Source organism: Roseospira goensis (genome assembly GCF_014197795.1).
In the GTDB taxonomy this organism is placed as follows: domain Bacteria; phylum Pseudomonadota; class Alphaproteobacteria; order Rhodospirillales; family Rhodospirillaceae; genus Rhodospira; species Rhodospira goensis.
The window spans coordinates 1-17,416 of the sequence record NZ_JACIGI010000035.1; the positions used below are offsets into that span (position 1 = coordinate 1).

Genomic DNA, 17,416 nt, shown 5'->3' on the forward strand with positions numbered 1-17,416 from the left:
ATCGCGCCTTGAACGGCCTGACCCCGCTCGCGTACCTTCAAAACGCTCTCAAGGAGCCTTCTCCAGAGTCTCAGGCAGCCTGAACCCATACACCCGGCGACGCCGGCGTTGACCGCCGTGCCCCGGCCCCGTAAGGTGCGCGCCGCGACGCCGTAGCGCCACGGCCTGTGCGGCGTGCCATGCAGAAGTGCCCATAGCTCAGATGGTAGAGCAGCTGACTTTTAATCAGCGGGTCCCAGGTTCGAGTCCTGGTGGGCACACCATTTTTTTCAGCGATATCAACAATGTACACTTCCCCAAAAGCGCTCCGCCCGGTGGCGTATATCACCCGACGGGGTGGCGTATATCACTCGCTGTTCTGTAGCTCGGCAGTCGATTCGAGAAAGTCGCCAGACTTTTGACACGGTGGCCGTGCGGCCGGGCAGGGGCGTGGGCGGCCGAGGTATCACGCTGACGGGGGGCGCGGGACGGCGCCGCGGCGGCCGTCTGACCGGCGCCGACGCCGACCCGGACCATGTGGCGACGATCCGGGATCGTGTCTCAAGCGCCGCTCAAACGGCCGCCGCGTCGAACCAGATCCGGGTGGCGGCCAGGTCGGCCGGGTCGGCGTCGCGGGCGATCACCACCAGGGTCCCGATCAGGCCGGGGTCGGGGGTCCAGTCCAGGCGCCGCGGCGGATCGAACAGCAGGCGCACGCCCTGGACGGCGTAGACCGCGCCGTCGTCGAAGGCCAGCACCCCCTTGGCCCGCAGCAGCCGGTCGCCCAGGGTCGTTTGCAGACCCCGCACCCAGGCCGCGTAGCCGGCCCAGGTCACCGGACCGTCCAGGCGCAGCACCTGGCTGACGAAGCCATGTTGCGCGACGTGATCGGCCCCGGCGTGATCATGCCCATGCCCATGATCCGGGTGGTCGCAGCCGGGCGGACAGGCGGGCGGCGCCATGGCCCCCGCGGCGGTGCGCGATGTCAGGGTCCCGGTGCCCAAGACCACTGCGGGGGCGATGGCGCCCGACACGGCGGCATGGCGGTCTGCGTGCGGGGCCAGACGGTCGAGCGCCGCCGCGACCGCCGCGACCTGCCCCGGCGTCGCCACGTCGCCCTTGGTCACGATCAGGCGGTCGGCCATCGCGACCTGGGTGCGGGCCTCGTCGAAGGCCGCGAGCTGGTCGGCCCCGTGCACGCTGTCCACCGTGGTCACGATGGCCGCCAGGTGGAAGAAGCGGGCGACGAACGGGCCGCCGGCCAGGGCGTTGGCGATGGGGCCGGGGTCGGCCAGGCCGGTGGTTTCGACCACCACGCGGGCGAAGGCCGGGATCTCGCCGCGCTCCCGCCTGTAGTAAAGGTCCTCCAGCGTCTCCTCGAGCGATGACGTCAGGGTGCAACAGATGCAGCCCGAGTCCAGCAGGACGGCGGTGTCCTCCTGGCCCGCGCTGACCAGGGCATGGTCCAGCCCGACGGCGCCGAACTCGTTGACGATCACGGCGGTGTCGGCGAAGCCGGGATCGCGGATCAGCCGCGCCAGCAGCGTCGACTTGCCGCTGCCCAGGAAGCCGGTGAGCAGGACCAGGGGACAGGTCGCGGCGGCCATGGACGCTCCACTGTGGACAGGGACAGGGGGACCGATCAGCCGACCGCGACGTCTTCGCGCACCGGCAGGCCCTCCAGATAGGTCTGGACCTCGGTGGTGGGCATGACGTCGGCGTATTTGCAGTTCAGGTCGAACAGGTTGACGGCGTGGCTGGCCTGGAAGCGGTCGAAGGCCGTTTCCTCCGGGATCACCACCTTGAAGTTGAAGGAATAGGCGTCGACGCAGGTCGCCCGCAGGCAGCCCGAGGTGGTGCAGCCGGTCAGGATCAGCGTGTCGACGTCCAGGAAGTTCAGGTGGCTCATGAAGATGGTGCCGAAGAAGCAGGACGGCTTGCGCTTGCCGATCAGGATGTCCTTTGGCCGCGGCGCCAGCGGCGCCACCGTCTGGGTAGCGTGGGTGCCCTCGATGACCGTCTTTTCGGTGCCGCGGTGGCTCTTGCCGACCTGCACGCCGCTGTCGATCATGTCCGGGCGGCGCGCACTCTCGGTATAGAAGATCGGGATGTTCTTCTCGCGCGCGGTGTGCATCAGCGGCTCGATGTGCTTGACCGCCTCCCATGCCTCGGGGCCGCAGTGCGTGCGGTACTTTTTCAGGCCCTCCAGGATGTCCTCGGGCTGGTCGCCGCAGAAGTTGTACTGCACGTCGATGATGAACAGCGCCGGGCGGCTGCCGAAGCCGCCCCGCTTGCCGTAGCCGGAGGCGGCGTAGACCTCCTTGTCGCGCGGGGTGAGGTAGTCGTCCCAGATGCGTTTCGGCTCGGTCATGGTCGTCGGTGTCCTTCGGTTCGGGTCCTTCGGTTCGTGTCCTGCGGTCGGTGTCCGTTGGGGACGGCCTACAGCCGGGCGAGGTAGCGGCCTCGCGGGTGTTCCCGCGCGCTGTCGGTGACGCGGCCGTCGCGCGCGATGGTCATGCCGCGCAAGACCGTCATCACCGGCCAGCCGGTCAGGCTGCGCCCTTCCAGCGGCGAATAGTCGGCGTAGGATTCGAGCGTCGCCGGGTCGACGGTGCGGGTCAGGTCGGGGTCGACCACCACCAGGTCGGCGTCGTATCCGACCGCGAGCTGCCCCTTGCCGCGCAGGCCGTAGAGCCGGGCCGGGGTGGCGCTGGTCAGGGCGGCGATGCGTTCGATCGGCACGCCGCGCTTGTGCACGCCCTCGTCGATCAGGCTCGGCAGCATGGTGGCGAGGCCGGGGAAGCCGTTGGTCGCCGACCACAGCGCCGTCTTGGTCTCGCGCTTGCGGCCCACGTGGTCGGTGCCGATGGTGGTGACGGTGCCGTCCCGCACGCCCTCCCACAGCGCGTCCACATCGGCGGCCTGGCGCAGCGGAGGGTTGACCTTGGCCAGCGGCCCGCTGGGGTCGTCGCGGGTCATGGTCAAGAAGTGGGGGCAGGTCTCGACCGAGATGTCCGCCCGGTGGTCGCGGCGGTGGCGGCGCACCTCCTCCAGGGCCTCGCGGCTGGACAGGTGCACGATGTTGACCGGGCAGCCGGTCTTGGCCGCGAAGTAGCACACCCGGTGGACGTTCTCGGCCTCCAGGAAGTCGGGGCTCTGGTCGTCCCAGGCGGCCAGGTCGTCGCGCCCGGCCCGCCGCAGCGGATCGCGCAGCACCGGGATGACCTCGACGTTCTCGCAGTGCACCCCCAGCACGGCGCCGGGGACGCGCCTGGCCTGCTGCATGGCGGCGAACAGCAGGCCGTCGTCGATCTCCGTGAAGCCCTTCGACAGGCCCGCCTGGCCCTTGTACATCAGGTAGATCTTGTAGGACGTGACGCCGAGCGCGTGCGACGCCTCCACCAGCGTTTCCACGTGCAGGCGATGGGTGATGCCGAAGTGAAAGCCGAAGTCGATGCAGCTTTGCGTCTCGGCGCGGTCGCGCACCGCCGGCAGGGCCTCGCGCGGGTCGGCGGAGCGGTGGAACGACAGCACGGTGGTCACCCCGCCCAGGGCGGCGGAGCGGGCCTCGGTCAGGAAATCGGTCTCCGGCGAGCCGAAGCCGAAATGCACATGCGGGTCGACCAGGCCGGGCATCACCCAGCGGCCGGCGCAGTCCACGGTCTCGCGCGCGGGCAGGGTGGTGCCGGGCTCCAGCAGGGCGGCGATGCGGCCGTCGCGGACCCCGACGGCGCCGGGGACGACGCCGACGTCGGGCAGCACCAGGGCCGCGTTGGTCAACAGCAGATCCAGGGTCATGACGCTCCCACAGGCTGGCACGGGGGGACGCGGGCGGTGCGGATCCCGGTGTGGGCCGGCGCGCTCCCGCGGGACCGGTCCCGACCGGCCCTGTCGGGTATTTTGTCGACAGTTTGGGGGGTGGTGTCAAGCTCGGCGCGTATTGGGCGCCGCGTGATCGCCTCCACTCGGCGCCCAGTGCGCCGGACCGGCGAGTGCGCGACACCGACCGGGGCGCGCCCCTCTGCGCCTGTGGAGGGCCGCCAAGTCTTTGTATTGCTGAGGAGAAATCGGACCCAAAGGCCCCCGGGCCTGTCACCGGTCGGCCGCGACGGCGGACCGGCGCAGGATGGCACCGCCGCGCCCATGCCATGCGGGTCGGCCGGGAGCCAACGGGGCAGCCGAAAAACTGTCGACAGTTTATCCGGAGTCGGGCGGCGCTCAGGCGGCGTCGCGCGCCGGCGGGCGGACGAAGGCGGTGTCGTTCCACACCATCTGGCTCTGGATGCGGCCGTCCCGGACCACGAAGCGGTCGATGAAGCGGATGCCCTCGAACGGGGTGCCGTCGGTCCACACGCCGAACAGGGTGCCCGAACAGTAGACCACGCGTTCGTCCGCCTGGGTGCCGGGGGCGACGTCGACGCGTTCGATGACCTTGTCGACGCTCTGGTAGCGCCGCGCCGAGCCGGCGAAGATCTCGGCCGCCGTGCGGCGCGGGGCGCCACCGGGGAATACGATCTCGGCGTCCTCGGCCAGGAAGCCCTGAGCGGCCGCCACGTCGCGTGCGGCGCTGGCGGTCAGGTAGGCGCGCACGAGCGCCTCGGGGGACACTGTTGAGGCCATGGGCCGTCTCCTTCGATCGGCAAGGGGGGGACTGTCGCCCGCGTGCCGCGGGACGGACCGGGCGGGCGCGGTGCGGTTGGGGCTACGCGGCGGTGTTATCGGCCCGGCGCGGCGCCTGGTCGGGCAGCGTCGCCAGCAGCAACTCGGTGGCGCGGGAGATGTGCGAGCGCATCAGCGACTCCGCCAGGGCGGGATCGCGGATCTGAAGCGCGCGCAGGATCTGCCAGTGCTCGTCCAGCGCCTCGCCGCGCCGGCCGGGCAGGGCGCCCGAGCGGCGCCGGTACAGCCGCAAGAGGTGGTAGAGTTCCTCGCACAGCAGGTGGCGGATGCGGCTGTTCCCGGAGCCCTCCGCGATCCGCACATGCACGTCGAAAACGTCGGGCGTCTCGCCGTCCGGCCCGGGCAGGCCGGCGCGCCGCCGCTCGAAGCGTTCGATCAGGGCGGCGATCTCGGCGTCGCTCATGTGAGTCGCGGCGAGGCGCGCGGCCATGCCCTCGGCGGCCTCGCGAAGCTGGAAGATCTCGACCATGTCGCGCACCGACAGCGAGACGACGCGGGCGCGCATGTACGGCTCGCGGGTGACCAGGCGCAGGCCCTGCAGGCGTTGCACCGCCTCGCGCACCGGGCCGCGCCCGATCTCCAGGGTGTGCGACAGCGCCACCTCGTTGACGATGCCGCCCAGCGGCAGGGCGCCGGACATGATCATCGCGTAGATGCTTTCAAAGGCCTTCTCGGCCAGGGTCTGCTGTTCGGACGACATGTCGGGGGCTCGGCGCTCCGGGGTTCGGGGACAGGGGTTCGGGGATAGGGGCGAGGGGATAGGGGCGAGGGGGCAGGGTGGCGGCCGGTCCCGGCCGCAGTGTCGACACCGGACTATATCAGACTGTCTTCGGAAAAGGAAAACAAGTGATGCGATGGCAAAAGTGTTGACAGTTTAAGGCGCGCGGGAGACGATCATGCGAGGCCCGGCCCGGCGCGCCACCGGTGTGCGCGCCGCGTCGGTCGGCCCCCTCTCACCGTCGAGGACGCGCCGCCCATGACCGAACGCCCCGCCGATCCGTCCCGCGCCGTGGCCCGCTTCGACAGCGGCGGCCGCCGCCGGCGCCGCGTCGACCTGCTGGCCCTGGTGGGCGGCGATCCGGATCGCCTCGCCCGGCTGCCCTACACCCTGCGGATCCTGCTGGAGAACGCGGCCCGCACCTGCGGCCCGGGCTTTGCCACGCCCGCCGAGGTCGCCCGTCTGGCGGCGTGGACCCCGGGCGGAGCGCCGTTCGCGGTGCCGGTGCGGGTGTCGCGGGTCCTGCTGCCCGATTCCAGTGGATTGCCGGCCCTGATGGACCTCGCCGCGCTGCGCAGCACCCTGGACCGGGCAGGTGTCGATCCCGGGTGCGTGCAGCCGCAGGTCCCGGTCGACGTGGTGATCGACCATTCCGTCATGGTGGACCACTACGGCAGCCGCGCCGCCCTGTCCCTGAACGTCCAGCGCGAGTACGAGCGTAACGCCGAACGCTACCGCGTCTTCAAGTGGGCGCAGGGCGCGTTCGCCGGCTGCCGGGTGGTGCCGCCGGGGATGGGCATCGTCCATCAGGTTCATCTGGAGCGCCTGGCCCGGGTGGTTGACGTCGCACCGGCCGTCTCGGACGGCCCCCCGGACGGCCCCCCGGACGGCGAGGAGATCGCCTTTCCCGAGTTCGTGCTGGGGGGCGACAGCCACACCCCGATGGTCAACGGCCTGGGGGTGCTGGGCTGGGGCGTCGGCGGCGTCGAGGCGGAGGCGGCGCTGCTGGGCCAGCCCTACCTGGTCTCCGTGCCCCGCGTGGTCGGCGTCCGGCTGACCGGCACCCTGCCGCCGGGCAGCACGACCACCGACCTGGTGCTGACCGTCACCCAGCGCCTGCGTCAGGTCGGCGTGGTCGGTGCCTTCGTCGAGTTCACCGGCCCGGGCTGCGGCCACCTGTCGGTCCCGGACCGCGCCACCATCGCCAACATGGCGCCGGAATACGGCGCCACCGCGGCCTACTTCCCGATCGACGACGCCACCCTGACCTACCTGCACCAGACCGGCCGGACGGCGGAGCAGGTGGCCCTGGTCGCGGATTACGGCCGCGCCGCCGGTCTGTTCCGGGAGGCCGACGCGCCCACCCCGGCCTTCGATGCGGTGGTGGATATCGACCTGTCGGCGGTCGAGCCCAGCCTGGCCGGGCCGCTGCGCCCGCAGGACCGGCTGCCGTTGCGCGCGGTCGCCGCCGATTTCCGGGCCCGGCTGACGCGGCCGCGCCAGGACGGCGGGTTCGGCCTGAGCGAGGCGGCGGCGGAGCGGCGGGTGACCCTGGCCCTGCCCGACGGGTCGCGCACCGTACAGGCCGGCGCCGTCGCCATCGCCGCCATCACCGCCTGCACCAACACCTCCAACCCCGGTGTCATGCTGGCGGCCGGCCTGCTGGCGCGCAACGCGGTGGCGGCCGGGCTGTCGGTGCCGGGCTTCGTCAAGACCTCGCTGGCACCGGGCTCGCGGGTGGTGACGGCCTACCTGGAGGCCAGCGGCCTGCTGGCGCCGCTGGAGGCGCTGGGGTTCTACCTGGTCGGCTACGGCTGCACCACGTGCAGCGGCAAGTCCGGTCCGCTGCCCGGCCCGGTGGCCCGGGCGGTGGAGGACGAGGGCCTGCTGGCGGCGGCGGTGGTGTCCTCCAACCGCAACTTCGAGGGCCGCATTCACCGCCAGGTCCGCGCCGCCTATCTGGCGTCGCCGCCGCTGGTGGTGGCCTATGCCCTGGCCGGCCGGGTGGATATCGACCTGGACCAGGAGCCGTTGGGGCACGACCCGGCGGGCCGGCCGGTGTTCCTGCGCGACCTGTGGCCGGACCCGCAGGAGGTGGCCGGGCTGCTGACCCGCACCGGCGATCCGGCGGCCTACCGGCGCGCCTACGCCACGCTGTTCGATGGCACCGCGCAGTGGCGCCGCCTCGACGCCCCCACCGGGCCGCTGTACCCGTGGGATCCCGACTCCACCTACGTCCTGGAGCCACCGTTCTTTGCCGACGAGACCCCGCCGCTGCCCGATACCATCGCGGGCGCGCGGGTGCTGGGCGTGTTCGGCGATGCGTTGACCACCGACCACATCGCGCCCGCCGGCGAGATCCCGGAGGACAGCGAGGCCGGTCGCTACCTGCGCGACCGCGGCGTGGCGGCGGGCGACTTCAACGCCTACACCATGCGCCGCGGCAACCATCATGTCATGGCGCGCGGCATCTTCGCCCATGCCCGCATTCACAACCTTCTGGTCCCCGAGCGCAGCGGCGGTGTGACGCGGAAGCTGCCGGAGGGGACCGAGACCAGCGTCCATGACGCGGCCGCCGCCTATCGGGCCGAGGGCGTGCCGGTGATCGTCCTGGGCGGCCGGGATTACGGCATGGGGTCGAGCCGCGACTGGGCCGCCAAGGGACCGGCGTTGTTGGGGGTGCGCTGCGTGCTGGCGGAGTCGTTCGAACGCATCCACCGCGCCAACCTGATCGCGCTGGGCATCGCGCCGCTGCGCTTCCGCGACGGCGACAGCCGCGCGAGCCTGGGGCTGACCGGGCGCGAGGTCTACCGCCTCGACGGGCTGCACGCCGCCATGGAAGCGGGCGTGTCGGTCACGGTGCGAGCCACGCGACCCGACGGCGAGAGCGTGACGTTCGAGACCGAGTTGGTCCTGGCCGCACCGGTGGAGGCCGAGACCCTGCGGGCCGGCGGCCTGTTCCGGCGGGTCCGCGACGGCCTGATGGCGGCGAAGACCCCGGCGCCGGGCGTGGCGCTCAGGCCAGCGGTCGGGTAGCGGCCGCCAGCCAGTCCCGCGTCGCGTCGTCCAGCAGCGGTCCGATCTCCGCGGCCACGCGGGCGTGGTAGGCATCGACCCAGGCGCGCTCGTCCGCGGTCAGCAGGCCGGGGTCGATCAGCCGCCGGTCGATCGGCGCCAGGGTCAGGGTCTCGAACCCCAGCAGCGCCAGTTCGGCCCCTTGGGGTGCCTCCACGGGTGTGACCACCACCAGGTTCTCGATCCGGATCCCGAAGGCGCCGGCCTTGTAGTAGCCCGGCTCGTTGGACACGATCATGCCCGGGTGCAGCGCCACGTCCGAGGGGCGCTTGGACAGGCGCTGCGGGCCTTCATGAACCCCGAGATAGCTCCCCACACCGTGACCGGTGCCGTGCTCGAAGTCGACGCCGTCCGCCCACAGGGCGGTGCGGGCCAGGGTGTCGAGCTGGGTGCCGGTGGTGCCGCGCGGGAACACCGCGGTGGCGATGGCGATGTGGCCCTTGAGGACCTGGGTGAAGCGCCGGATCTGGTCTGGCGAGGGTGTGCCGATGGCCAGGGTCCGGGTGACGTCGGTGGTGCCGTCGCGGTACTGCGCACCGCTGTCGAGCAGGTAGAGCATGTCCGGCGCGATGCGGCGGTCGGTCTCGGCGCTGACGTGATAGTGCACGATGGCGCCGTTCGGCCCGGCGCCGCTGATGGTCTCGAAGCTGAGGCCGCGGAAGTGGTCGCCCTCGGCCCGCAGCGTGTGCAGGTGCGCGGCGGCGCTGCGTTCGGTCTGGGTGCCGGCCGGCCCCTCGCGGTCGATCCAGCACAGGAAACGGGTCAGGGCGGCACCGTCGCGGCGGTGCGCGGCGCGCGTGCCCTCCAGCTCGGCCAGGGTCTTGCGCGCGCGCGGCAAGGCGATCGGATCGGACCCGAGCTGCACCGTGGCGCCGGCGTCCGCGAGCCGCTGGCGGATCCACTGCGCGCAGCCGTCCCTGTCCAGCAGCACGCGGCCGGCGTGGGCGCCCAGGGTCTCCAGCGCCCCGCCGAGCTGGGCCGGGGCCTGCACGGTCACGCCGCGGCCCAGATGGGCGCGGGCGGCGGGCGTCAGCTTGCGGCTGTCCATGAACAGGTCGACCGACCCGCTGTCGTGCAGGATGGCGAAGCCCAGGGCCAGCGGCGTGTAGGGCACGTCCGCCCCCCGGATGTTGAGCAGCCAGGCCACGGCGGCCGGATCGGTGATGACCGTCGCGGTGCAGCCCTGCTCGCGCAGCAGGCCGGCGATCTGCGTCCTCTTGTCGTCGGCCGAGCGGCCGGCGTAGGTCTCCGGATGCGGCACCACCGGACCCAGGGGCGCTGGCGGCCGGTCCCGCCACAGGGCGTCGATCGGGTTGGCGTGCAGCGGCACCAGGCGCGCGCCGGGGCGCTTGCAGGCCGCGGCGCGGCGGTCGATCTCGGCCGCCGTGTGCAGCCAGGGGTCGTAGCCGATCCGGTCATCGCGCCGCAGCGTCTGGGCCAGCCAGTCGTTCACCGGCGTCTGACCGATGGGCACCACCTCCCACAGGCCGGTGTCCACCTCGGCGGCGGCCTGGAGGGTGTAGCGGCCGTCGACGAACAGGGCCGCCCGGTCGGCCAGCACGACGGCGAACCCGGCCGAGCCGGTGAACCCGGTGAGCCAGGCCAGCCGTTCGGCGTTGGCGGCGACGAACTCGCCCTGATGGGCGTCGGCGCGTGGGACCAGGACCCCGGCCAGGCCCGCCTCGTCGAGCGCCCGGCGCAGGCCCGCCAGCCGGTCCGCGCCGTGCGGCGGTCCGCCGGGGTGCAGGGCGGGGGGGGCCAGGGCCGCCCGCGCGTCGGCGAGGGCCGCCACCAGGGCCGGGCTGCGCGGCGGCACCGCGACCAGATCCATCCAGGCGTGGTCGACGCCCGGCGGGGTCGCGGCGATGCCGGCCAGCAGCGTGCGCAGTGCCTTGGCGTCCGGCGGGGTGCGGCCGTCGCGGGCCATCCGGTCGATGAGCGCCGTCACGGCGCGATCCCCCGCCCGCTGCGCTTCGGATTTGGCCGGCCGGCGGGTGGCGGTGGCTTTGGCAGAGGTCGTGGTGGCGGGCACAGGGGCGGCTCTCGGCTGGACGGTCCAGAATACTGTCGGCGGCGCGCGCCGTCTGAAGCACATGAGGGCGGCGCGCCGGGCAATCAAGGCTTGCCGGGCCCGGCCCCGCGCCGCGCCCTGCGTTCGACGCAGGACCGACGGCCGAATCCATGCGCCGCCGGCATCACGGAAATGCGGGAATCCCGCTGCCGCTCGGCGCCGGCGCCCCGTATACCTGGAGGGGTAAGTGGATCGTGGTCTTCGAGGGGCCACGAGCCGCTTTCGTTATTTGGAAGGCCTCTTCGCACGGCCTGGTTAATGTGTCCAGCGTGCAAGAGAGGTGTGCGAGGCTGCAACAGGGTCCGCGCATCACGCTTGGCCCCGGTCACCGGGATGGGTCCTGTGGTCCCGGAGCCGGCGTCGGTGGTCAACCCGGAGCCGCCTGAACTCAAGGAGTGAGAACCATGTGGCCCTATGTAGACCATACCCACGAGGGACGTCAAACCCCGGAAGGCGCCGCGCTGCACCAGGCTTCGGCCGTGGGTACCGTTCTGAGCGCGCCGTTCACCATGCTGCCGGCCACCTTCGCCGATGCCCTGCCGGCGAACGACCGCGTCGGCGGCCCTGGCGATCCGCTGGCGCGCCACCGCTGGTATGGCGAGCGGGAGGCCCGGCCGGCCTCGAACGACGATCACTGGTTCCGCCATGGCCCGATCGGGTGGCTGGTGCGCACGGTGCGTCGGTGGCTGGAACGGCGCGAGCTGGAAGCCACCCTGCTGGCGATGGACGATCATCAGCTTGAGGACATCGGCCTGACCCGGTCGGACATCGACGCCGTGGTGGCCGGTCGCTTCCAGCGTCCGCTGCCCTGAGGTGATCGGGGGCGCGGCGACACGAACGCGGGGCGGTCCGATGGTTCGGAGCGCCCCGCTTCTCGGTACTTTTGATGGGCTTTCGACGGACGTCCGGTGGGCTTTCGATAGGTTGAAACGTCCGGTTCGCGCGGTGTGTCCGGCCGTCAGGCGCGCAACACCGCGGCCTCGCGCTCGGCTTGGGCGCGCTGGCCGTCAAGGCCCGCGTGGCCGAACAATTCGGCGGCGTGCCGCAGCATCTTGAGCGCCCGTTTCGGGGCGGCGCGCGCGTCCAGGCGCCCCGCCTCCATCAGGGCCTCGGCCTCGCCGGCCAGGTGCCCGGCCTCGCCATTGAGGCGGGCGGCGTGGGTGAACGCCTCGCGGGCCTCGTCGAACGCCCCCATGGCGGCCAGCAGCCGGCCGATGTCCATGCGTGTGGTGGCCTCGTCCAGGTGATCGCCGTTCATGGCATAGAGCTCGGCGGCCTGTTCGAGCGCGGCGTGGGCGTCGTCGGCGCGGCCGGTGTCGCGCAGCACCTCCGCCATGGCCGACAGGGCGGTCGCCTCATGCAGGCTGCGCCCGGTCTGTTCGTAGAGGCGCCGTGCGTGGCCCAGGTGGTCGAGGGCGCGGTCCCCGCGTCCGGCTTCCAGGTCGAGACGGGCGATCCGCATTTGCGCGCGGGCCTCCCCGTACAGGTTGCCGGCGCTGGCAGCGCGGCTGAGCGCGGCCTCGGCGTGCCGGCGGGCGCCGCGCAGGTCTCCCTCCAGGTGCAGGGTCTCGGAGAGCAGAACCTCGGCGATCGAGCGGTCGCTGTCGTCGGCGTCGTCGGTGAACAGGCCCAGCGCCTCGGTCAGCGCCTCGCGCGCCCGCGGGGTGCGCCCCTGGCCCAGCTCGACCTCGCCGCGGCGCAGCATGGCCAGCGCCTCCCCGTCGGCATCGCCGGCCCGGTGAAAGAAGACGCGGGCGCGGCCGAAGGCCTCCAGGGCCTGCTGGAACTCGGCGCGGGTGACGTGCCGTTCGGCGTCCATCATCGCCTGATCGGCTTGGGTCTTGGGCATGGTTCGGTTCTCCCCCGACGGACCGCGGGTCTGGCCGGAACGGCGGGCCGGAGCGGCCCGACGCTTCCGTGGCGCCGCCCCATCTCGGTGTACATGGTGACGGAACCATGACCTACACTGTAGAACCGTCCGGACAGGGCGACAATTAAAACCGTGGACGGGTAAAACCGTGGACAGGCGCGGGCGCGACGCGGGATGGGTCCACCCGCCCGCCCGCAAGCGCCGCCAAGCACGGCAGCCGGACCGGGAGGCAGTGATGGCCACGACCAATCCCCCGAGTGACGCCCCCCTGCGCCTGCACGGCGAGACCGTGCGGCCGGAGTGGCTGGACTACAATGGTCACATGAACGTGGCCTACTACAGCCTGGTCTGCGACCACGCCGGCGATGCCGTCATGGACTGGCTCGACCTCGGCGCCGCCTACCGGGCGCGCACCGGCGGCACCATCTTCGCGGTCGAGGCCCACGTCACCTATGACCGCGAGCTGTCGCTGGGCGATCCGCTGGTGGTCGAGACCCTGGCGCTGGAGGCCGGGCCGCGCAAGCTGCGCCTGTTCCATCGCCTGCTGCACGCCGAGCAGGGCTACCAGGCGGCCACCAACGAGGTTCTGCTGCTGCATGTGGATCTGAACACCCGCCGCGTGGCGCCGTGGCCGGACGAAGGCCGCGCTCGCATCGACGCCCTGGTCGAAGCCCACGCCCGGCTGCCGCGCCCGCCCGAGGTGGGGCGCCACGTCGGGGCGCCGCGGGGCTGACCGAGGCGGGGCGGGGCAGGGCGGCCGCACCCCGCTGCCACGGTCTTGCCACAACCGAACCCTTTTCCTGAGGCGGCGAACGGCTTACCTTCTAGCGCATCATGCAGACCAATTGGACAGTCCCTCCCGTGCACCGTTCTCTCATGTTGCTCCTGGTCCTGGTCCTGGTGCTGGTCGCCGGGGTAGCGGGGCCGGCTGCCGCCGGCTGTACCGACGTCGCGGCGCCCGGTGTGGAATGGCGCCGCTGCTACCACGATGGCCGTAATCTGGCCGGCGCCAACCTGCGTGACGCCATCCTGCGCGATACCTCGTTCCAGCGCGCCGATCTGTCCGGGGCCAACCTGTCCGGGGCGCAGGGCTTCCGGACCCGCTTCATCAGCGCCAATCTGGAAGGCGCGGACCTGACCGGTGCCCATATGAGCGAGGCGGACTTCACCAAGGCCGACCTGTCCGGGGCCATCCTGCGTGATGCCGATTTTCGGCGTGCCCGCTTCTTCCGGGCCATCCTGCGCGGGGCCGACCTGACCGGGGCCGACCTGGAAATGGCCGACCTGCTGCATGCCGACCTGTCCGGCGCGACATGGACCGACGGCGAGCGGGTGTGCGCCGACAACTCGATCGGCCAGTGCAACTAAAAGACGCCTAAGGCCATCCATGGATCAGTAAGCGGTGCCTTCTGGGGGCGCGCCCGTGACAGGGCGCGTTGTCTTGCCCGCCGTGCTTGGCGGCGGGGCTGTGCATGGTGTATCCCTGACTTAACATTGGTGGAGGATTGACGGGTCGCGGACACAGCTCTGGGGCCGCGGACGGCGCCGGTGCCGGGGGGTGGCCGGGGCCGAGACGGGACGCCGGGGACGCGGCGGGACAACGTGTGACGGGGCCGCGCGTCGTGGTCGGTGCTTGGCCCGCAAGGGGCACCTGCAAGGGGGGATCGACGGCACACGATGATGGAATACGCGGAAACCACGGTCCAGGCCCAGGCGGCGGCGGCTAAGGCACTGGAGTCCATGGGGCAATTCGGTATTGCCCCGAACCCGCACAATTTCGCGGTCTGGTACATGCACCACACCCAGCGCCTGCCCGATCTCAGCCGCGAGATCGAACGCCTGCTGTCGCTGGGCTCCGCCTTCGGACCCGAAGTGGTGCAGGCGCTGCACGACAAGTACCTGACCCAGGCCGACGAGACCAAGACCCTGGCCGCGGCCGGGCTGCGCATCGAGAACACCCTGGAGCAGCTCGTGAAGATGTTCTCGGTCGCCAACAAGGGCACCGAGACCTACGGTGCCACCCTGTCCGATTTCTCCGAACGCATGCAGGAAGGTGATGGCGAAGCCCTGCACCAGGTCGTGGCTTCGGTTCTGACCGAGACCCACAAGATGCTCCGGCTTAACCGCAAGCTGGGCGCCGAGCTGACCCAGTCCTCGCAGGAGATCAGCAAGCTGCGCGAGGACCTGGACCGGGTCCGCAGCGAGGCCCGGACCGACGGACTGACCGGCATCGCCAACCGCAAGGTGTTCGACAGCAGCATGCGTGACGCCACCGTCGAGGCGGCCGAACGCAGCCAGCATCTGTCCCTGCTGATGCTGGACATCGACCTGTTCAAGCGTTTCAACGACACCCACGGCCACCAGATGGGCGACCAGGTTCTGAAGCTGGTGGCCCGCACCATCCAGACCTGTGTCCGTCCCGAGGATACCGTGGCCCGCTACGGCGGCGAGGAGTTCGCCGCCATCCTGCCGCGCACCCCGCTGCGCGACGCCCTGACGGTGGCCGAGCGCATCCGCACCACCGTCGCCAACAAGCGCATCACCAACCGGCGCTCCGGTCAGGAACTGGGGCGCATCACCCTGTCCATCGGGGCGGCCGAGTACGCCCTGGGCGAGTCCGTGAGCGAGATGGTCCAGCGGGCCGACAAGGCACTGTACACGGCCAAGCGCCTGGGCCGCAACCAGGTGGTCTCGCAGTACGAACTCGACGGGTCGATGCTGTAGACCCTCGGCGGGCGGCACCGACCCGACCGCCGGTCGTGGCCTTGCCGGTGAGGGTCAAGGACCGGTGGCCGTGGCGCCGCGCGCGTTGCACCGGTTCACCCTCGCCCTGCGAGGGCGATCCCGCGGCGATCCGCTCACGGAAGGACGCGGCCGGGCCGCGCTCCCGGAACCCAACTGTCATGTCCCGGTCCGATCCTCCATCCCTGTCCCGCATCGCCCGCTCACTCCGGCGCCACGTCCGGCTGACCGCGGCCCGCCTCGCCGCCGCCGGACCGCATCGGCGCGTCGTCAACGACCACATGGTTCTGGCGGTGCTGGCGATGACGGTCGGCCTGCTCACGGGCGGGGGCATCATCCTGTTCCGCGAGGGCATCGTCCTTCTCCAGGCTCTGCTGTACGCCGGCGACGCCCAGCATCTGGCGACGGCGGCGGCCGCTTTGCCGTGGTGGGCGCTGGTGGTGCTGCCGACGGTCGGCGGGCTCGTGGTCGGGCTGTGGCACCAGGCCACCCTGCCGCAGGGCCGGCCGGAAAACGTCTCGCACGTCATGGAGGCGGCGATCCTGCGGGGCGGCCGCATGTCGCTGCGGCGCGGGCTGGCGGCCATCGTCGGCAGCATGCTGTCGCTCGGCGTGGGCGCTTCGGTGGGGCGTGAGGGACCTGCCGTCCACCTCGGGGCGACCCTGGGCGCGTGGGTGGCGCGGCTGCCGCGCTTCGGGCGCGGGCATGCGCGCACCCTGCTGGGCTGCGGCGCGGCGGCCGCCGTGGCGGCCTCGTTCAACGCGCCGATCGCGGGGGCGCTGTTCGCCCACGAGGTGGTGATCGCCCACTACGCGACCAGTGCCTTCGCCCCCGTCGTGATCTCCAGTGTGGCCGCGACCGTCGTCTCGCGCTTGTGGTTCGGGACCGCGCCCGCCTTCGCGCTGCCGCCCGATCTGGCGATGGCGTCGGTCCTCGAGTTCCCGGCGGTAGGCCTGCTCGGTGTCGTGTGTGGACTGGTCGCGGCGGCGTTCTTGGCCGCGCTCCAGGGGACCGATGCGGTGGCGCGGCGGTCCGGCCTGCCGGTCTGGATGCGGCCGGCGGCGGCCGGGCTGGCGGTGGGCCTGATCGCGACTGCGTTCCCGGAGGTGCTCGGCGTCGGCTATGAGGTGACCAACCGTGCCCTCAGCGGCGACCTGCTGTTCGACGCCGCAGTGGCGATCGCGCTCGCCAAGGTCGTCGCGACCGTGATCTGCCTCGGATTCGGATTCGGCGGCGGTGTGTTCAGTCCCTCGATGGTGATCGGGGCGGTCACCGGCTGCGCGTTCGGCGTGCTGGCGACGGCGGCGGTGCCGGGCGGCTGGTCGGCGGGACCGGGCGCCTACGCGGTGGTCGGCATGGGGGCGGTGGCGGCCGCGGTGCTGGGGGCGCCGATCTCGACCAGCCTGATCATCTTCGAGCTGACCGGCAACTACGAACTGACCGTCGCGGTCATGGTCGCCGTGGTGCTGGCGACCGTGGTTTCGCATGGTCTGACCGGCCACCGCTCGCAGTTCCACTGGCAACTGGCCCGACGCGGGTTGGACGTCGAGGGTGACCGGCAGCGCCAGATGCTGCGGGATATCCGGGTGCGCGACCTGGTGACCCTGGACGCACCGACGGTGCCGGCGGACGCCGGCCTGGAGGCGGTGGCGGCGGCATTCCGGCGCGCCGGTGCCGACCGGCTGTTCGTGGTCGACGCCGAGCGCCGGCTGTTGGGCATGATCGTGCTCGCCGACGCCGCGTCGGCGCTGCTGGACCGCGGCGGCGACAGCGACCGCGCCGCCCTGGACCTGGCGCAGACGGATCCCCCCGTGCTGGCGCTGTCGGAGACGCTGGACGAGGCGATGGAGACCCTGGAGGAGTTGCGCGAGGCCTGCATCCCGGTGGTGCACGACCGCGAGAGTATGACGCTGGTCGGCTCGGTCCAGGATCGCGACCTGATGCGGGCCTATGCCCGCACCCTGGACCGCCTGCGCGCGGAAGACCGGGGGGAACGGTGATCCTGGACAGACGGCGTGCCTGACAGGCGCCCCCGCGGGAGCGGGGGCGGGAGACCCCCTCTTTCTCGGTCCCACGCTCCGGCGTGGGACCGCATGCTTGACAGGCGCCCCCGCGGGCGCGGCGGCGCGCGAGACCCGCTTTCTCGGTCCCACGCTCCGGCGTGGGACCGCATGCTTGACGGGCGCCCCCGCGGGAGCGGGGGCGCGAGAGACCCGCTTTCTCGGTCCCGCGCTCCGGCGTCGGACCGCATACTTGACGGGCGCCGCCGCGGGAGCGAGGG

13 protein-coding genes and 1 tRNA gene are annotated in these 17,416 nt (G+C 72.2%); 7 read left to right on the forward strand and 7 right to left on the reverse strand.

The features are described from left to right. Positions 1 to 187 precede the first annotated feature (187 nt). Positions 188 to 263 (forward strand) — tRNA-Lys (locus GGD88_RS15415). A 288-nt stretch (positions 264 to 551) separates the two neighbouring features. On the opposite strand, the gene GGD88_RS15420 is transcribed toward GGD88_RS15415, so the two are convergent. The 5 genes from GGD88_RS15420 to GGD88_RS15440 all read right to left on the reverse strand — a co-directional run bounded on the left by GGD88_RS15420 (position 552) and on the right by GGD88_RS15440 (position 5,359). Continuing rightward, positions 552 to 1,586: a CobW family GTP-binding protein gene (locus tag GGD88_RS15420; RefSeq protein WP_184437050.1), complete on the reverse strand. Its 1,035-nt coding sequence runs from the start codon at positions 1,584 to 1,586 to the stop codon at positions 552 to 554. Between the two features lie 35 nt (positions 1,587 to 1,621). Beyond that, positions 1,622 to 2,350: an isochorismatase family protein gene (locus GGD88_RS15425; protein ID WP_184437052.1), complete on the reverse strand. Its 729-nt coding sequence runs from the start codon at positions 2,348 to 2,350 to the stop codon at positions 1,622 to 1,624. Between the two features lie 68 nt (positions 2,351 to 2,418). After that, positions 2,419 to 3,777, reverse strand: coding sequence for a dihydroorotase (locus GGD88_RS15430; protein ID WP_184437061.1), 1,359 nt, complete (start codon positions 3,775 to 3,777; stop codon positions 2,419 to 2,421). A gap of 420 nt (positions 3,778 to 4,197) precedes the next feature. Next, positions 4,198 to 4,599, reverse strand: a complete 402-nt coding sequence (locus GGD88_RS15435) for a nuclear transport factor 2 family protein (RefSeq protein ID WP_184437063.1) — start codon at positions 4,597 to 4,599, stop codon at positions 4,198 to 4,200. Between the two features lie 82 nt (positions 4,600 to 4,681). Beyond that, on the reverse strand, positions 4,682 to 5,359 hold the full coding sequence (locus GGD88_RS15440; protein WP_184437065.1) for a GntR family transcriptional regulator: 678 nt from the start codon (positions 5,357 to 5,359) through the stop codon (positions 4,682 to 4,684). 276 nt (positions 5,360 to 5,635) lie between these two features. Here GGD88_RS15440 and acnA point away from each other — a divergent pair, with 276 nt between their 5' ends. Next, the gene (gene acnA / locus GGD88_RS15445; protein ID WP_184437067.1) at positions 5,636 to 8,413 is read left to right on the forward strand and encodes an aconitate hydratase AcnA; all 2,778 of its coding nucleotides are present in this window, start codon (positions 5,636 to 5,638) and stop codon (positions 8,411 to 8,413) included. Here acnA and GGD88_RS15450 read toward each other — a convergent pair. Then, the gene (locus GGD88_RS15450) at positions 8,394 to 10,400 is read right to left on the reverse strand and encodes an aminopeptidase P family protein (RefSeq protein WP_343056394.1); all 2,007 of its coding nucleotides are present in this window, start codon (positions 10,398 to 10,400) and stop codon (positions 8,394 to 8,396) included. The genes acnA and GGD88_RS15450 overlap by 20 nt on opposite strands. Positions 10,401 to 10,927: 527 nt before the next feature. On the opposite strand from GGD88_RS15450, the gene GGD88_RS18525 reads away from it, so the two are divergent. Then, positions 10,928 to 11,335 carry a DUF1127 domain-containing protein gene (locus GGD88_RS18525; RefSeq protein WP_221237182.1) on the forward strand — a complete coding sequence of 136 codons (408 nt, stop codon included), beginning with the start codon at positions 10,928 to 10,930 and terminating at the stop codon, positions 11,333 to 11,335. A gap of 146 nt (positions 11,336 to 11,481) precedes the next feature. Here the strand turns inward: GGD88_RS18525 and GGD88_RS15460 are convergent, their stop codons facing one another. Then, positions 11,482 to 12,372, reverse strand: coding sequence for a tetratricopeptide repeat protein (locus GGD88_RS15460; RefSeq protein ID WP_184437069.1), 891 nt, complete (start codon positions 12,370 to 12,372; stop codon positions 11,482 to 11,484). 256 nt (positions 12,373 to 12,628) lie between these two features. On the opposite strand from GGD88_RS15460, the gene GGD88_RS15465 reads away from it, so the two are divergent. The 4 genes from GGD88_RS15465 to GGD88_RS15480 all read left to right on the forward strand — a co-directional run bounded on the left by GGD88_RS15465 (position 12,629) and on the right by GGD88_RS15480 (position 17,135). Continuing rightward, positions 12,629 to 13,126 (forward strand): thioesterase family protein, encoded by a 498-nt coding sequence (locus GGD88_RS15465; protein ID WP_184437071.1) that lies wholly within the window; start codon positions 12,629 to 12,631, stop codon positions 13,124 to 13,126. Between the two features lie 128 nt (positions 13,127 to 13,254). Then, positions 13,255 to 13,761, forward strand: coding sequence for a pentapeptide repeat-containing protein (locus GGD88_RS15470; RefSeq protein ID WP_343056395.1), 507 nt, complete (start codon positions 13,255 to 13,257; stop codon positions 13,759 to 13,761). A 309-nt stretch (positions 13,762 to 14,070) separates the two neighbouring features. Continuing rightward, entirely contained in the window at positions 14,071 to 15,117 is a 1,047-nt protein-coding gene (locus GGD88_RS15475) for a GGDEF domain-containing protein (protein WP_184437075.1), read from the forward strand. Between the two features lie 179 nt (positions 15,118 to 15,296). Further along, positions 15,297 to 17,135, forward strand: a complete 1,839-nt coding sequence (locus tag GGD88_RS15480) for a chloride channel protein (protein ID WP_184437077.1) — start codon at positions 15,297 to 15,299, stop codon at positions 17,133 to 17,135. Positions 17,136 to 17,416: the final 281 nt, after the last annotated feature.

Coding starts and splice junctions, on each gene's coding strand:
- GGD88_RS15420 (WP_184437050.1), bottom strand. CDS start 1,586: ATGGCCGCCGCGACCTGTCCCCTGGTCCTGCTCACCGGCTTCCTGGGC.
- GGD88_RS15425 (WP_184437052.1), bottom strand. CDS start 2,350: ATGACCGAGCCGAAACGCATCTGGGACGACTACCTCACCCCGCGCGAC.
- GGD88_RS15430 (WP_184437061.1), bottom strand. CDS start 3,777: ATGACCCTGGATCTGCTGTTGACCAACGCGGCCCTGGTGCTGCCCGAC.
- GGD88_RS15435 (WP_184437063.1), bottom strand. CDS start 4,599: ATGGCCTCAACAGTGTCCCCCGAGGCGCTCGTGCGCGCCTACCTGACC.
- GGD88_RS15440 (WP_184437065.1), bottom strand. CDS start 5,359: ATGTCGTCCGAACAGCAGACCCTGGCCGAGAAGGCCTTTGAAAGCATC.
- acnA (WP_184437067.1), top strand. CDS start 5,636: ATGACCGAACGCCCCGCCGATCCGTCCCGCGCCGTGGCCCGCTTCGAC.
- GGD88_RS18525 (WP_221237182.1), top strand. CDS start 10,928: ATGTGGCCCTATGTAGACCATACCCACGAGGGACGTCAAACCCCGGAA.
- GGD88_RS15460 (WP_184437069.1), bottom strand. CDS start 12,372: ATGCCCAAGACCCAAGCCGATCAGGCGATGATGGACGCCGAACGGCAC.
- GGD88_RS15465 (WP_184437071.1), top strand. CDS start 12,629: ATGGCCACGACCAATCCCCCGAGTGACGCCCCCCTGCGCCTGCACGGC.
- GGD88_RS15475 (WP_184437075.1), top strand. CDS start 14,071: ATGATGGAATACGCGGAAACCACGGTCCAGGCCCAGGCGGCGGCGGCT.
- GGD88_RS15480 (WP_184437077.1), top strand. CDS start 15,297: ATGTCCCGGTCCGATCCTCCATCCCTGTCCCGCATCGCCCGCTCACTC.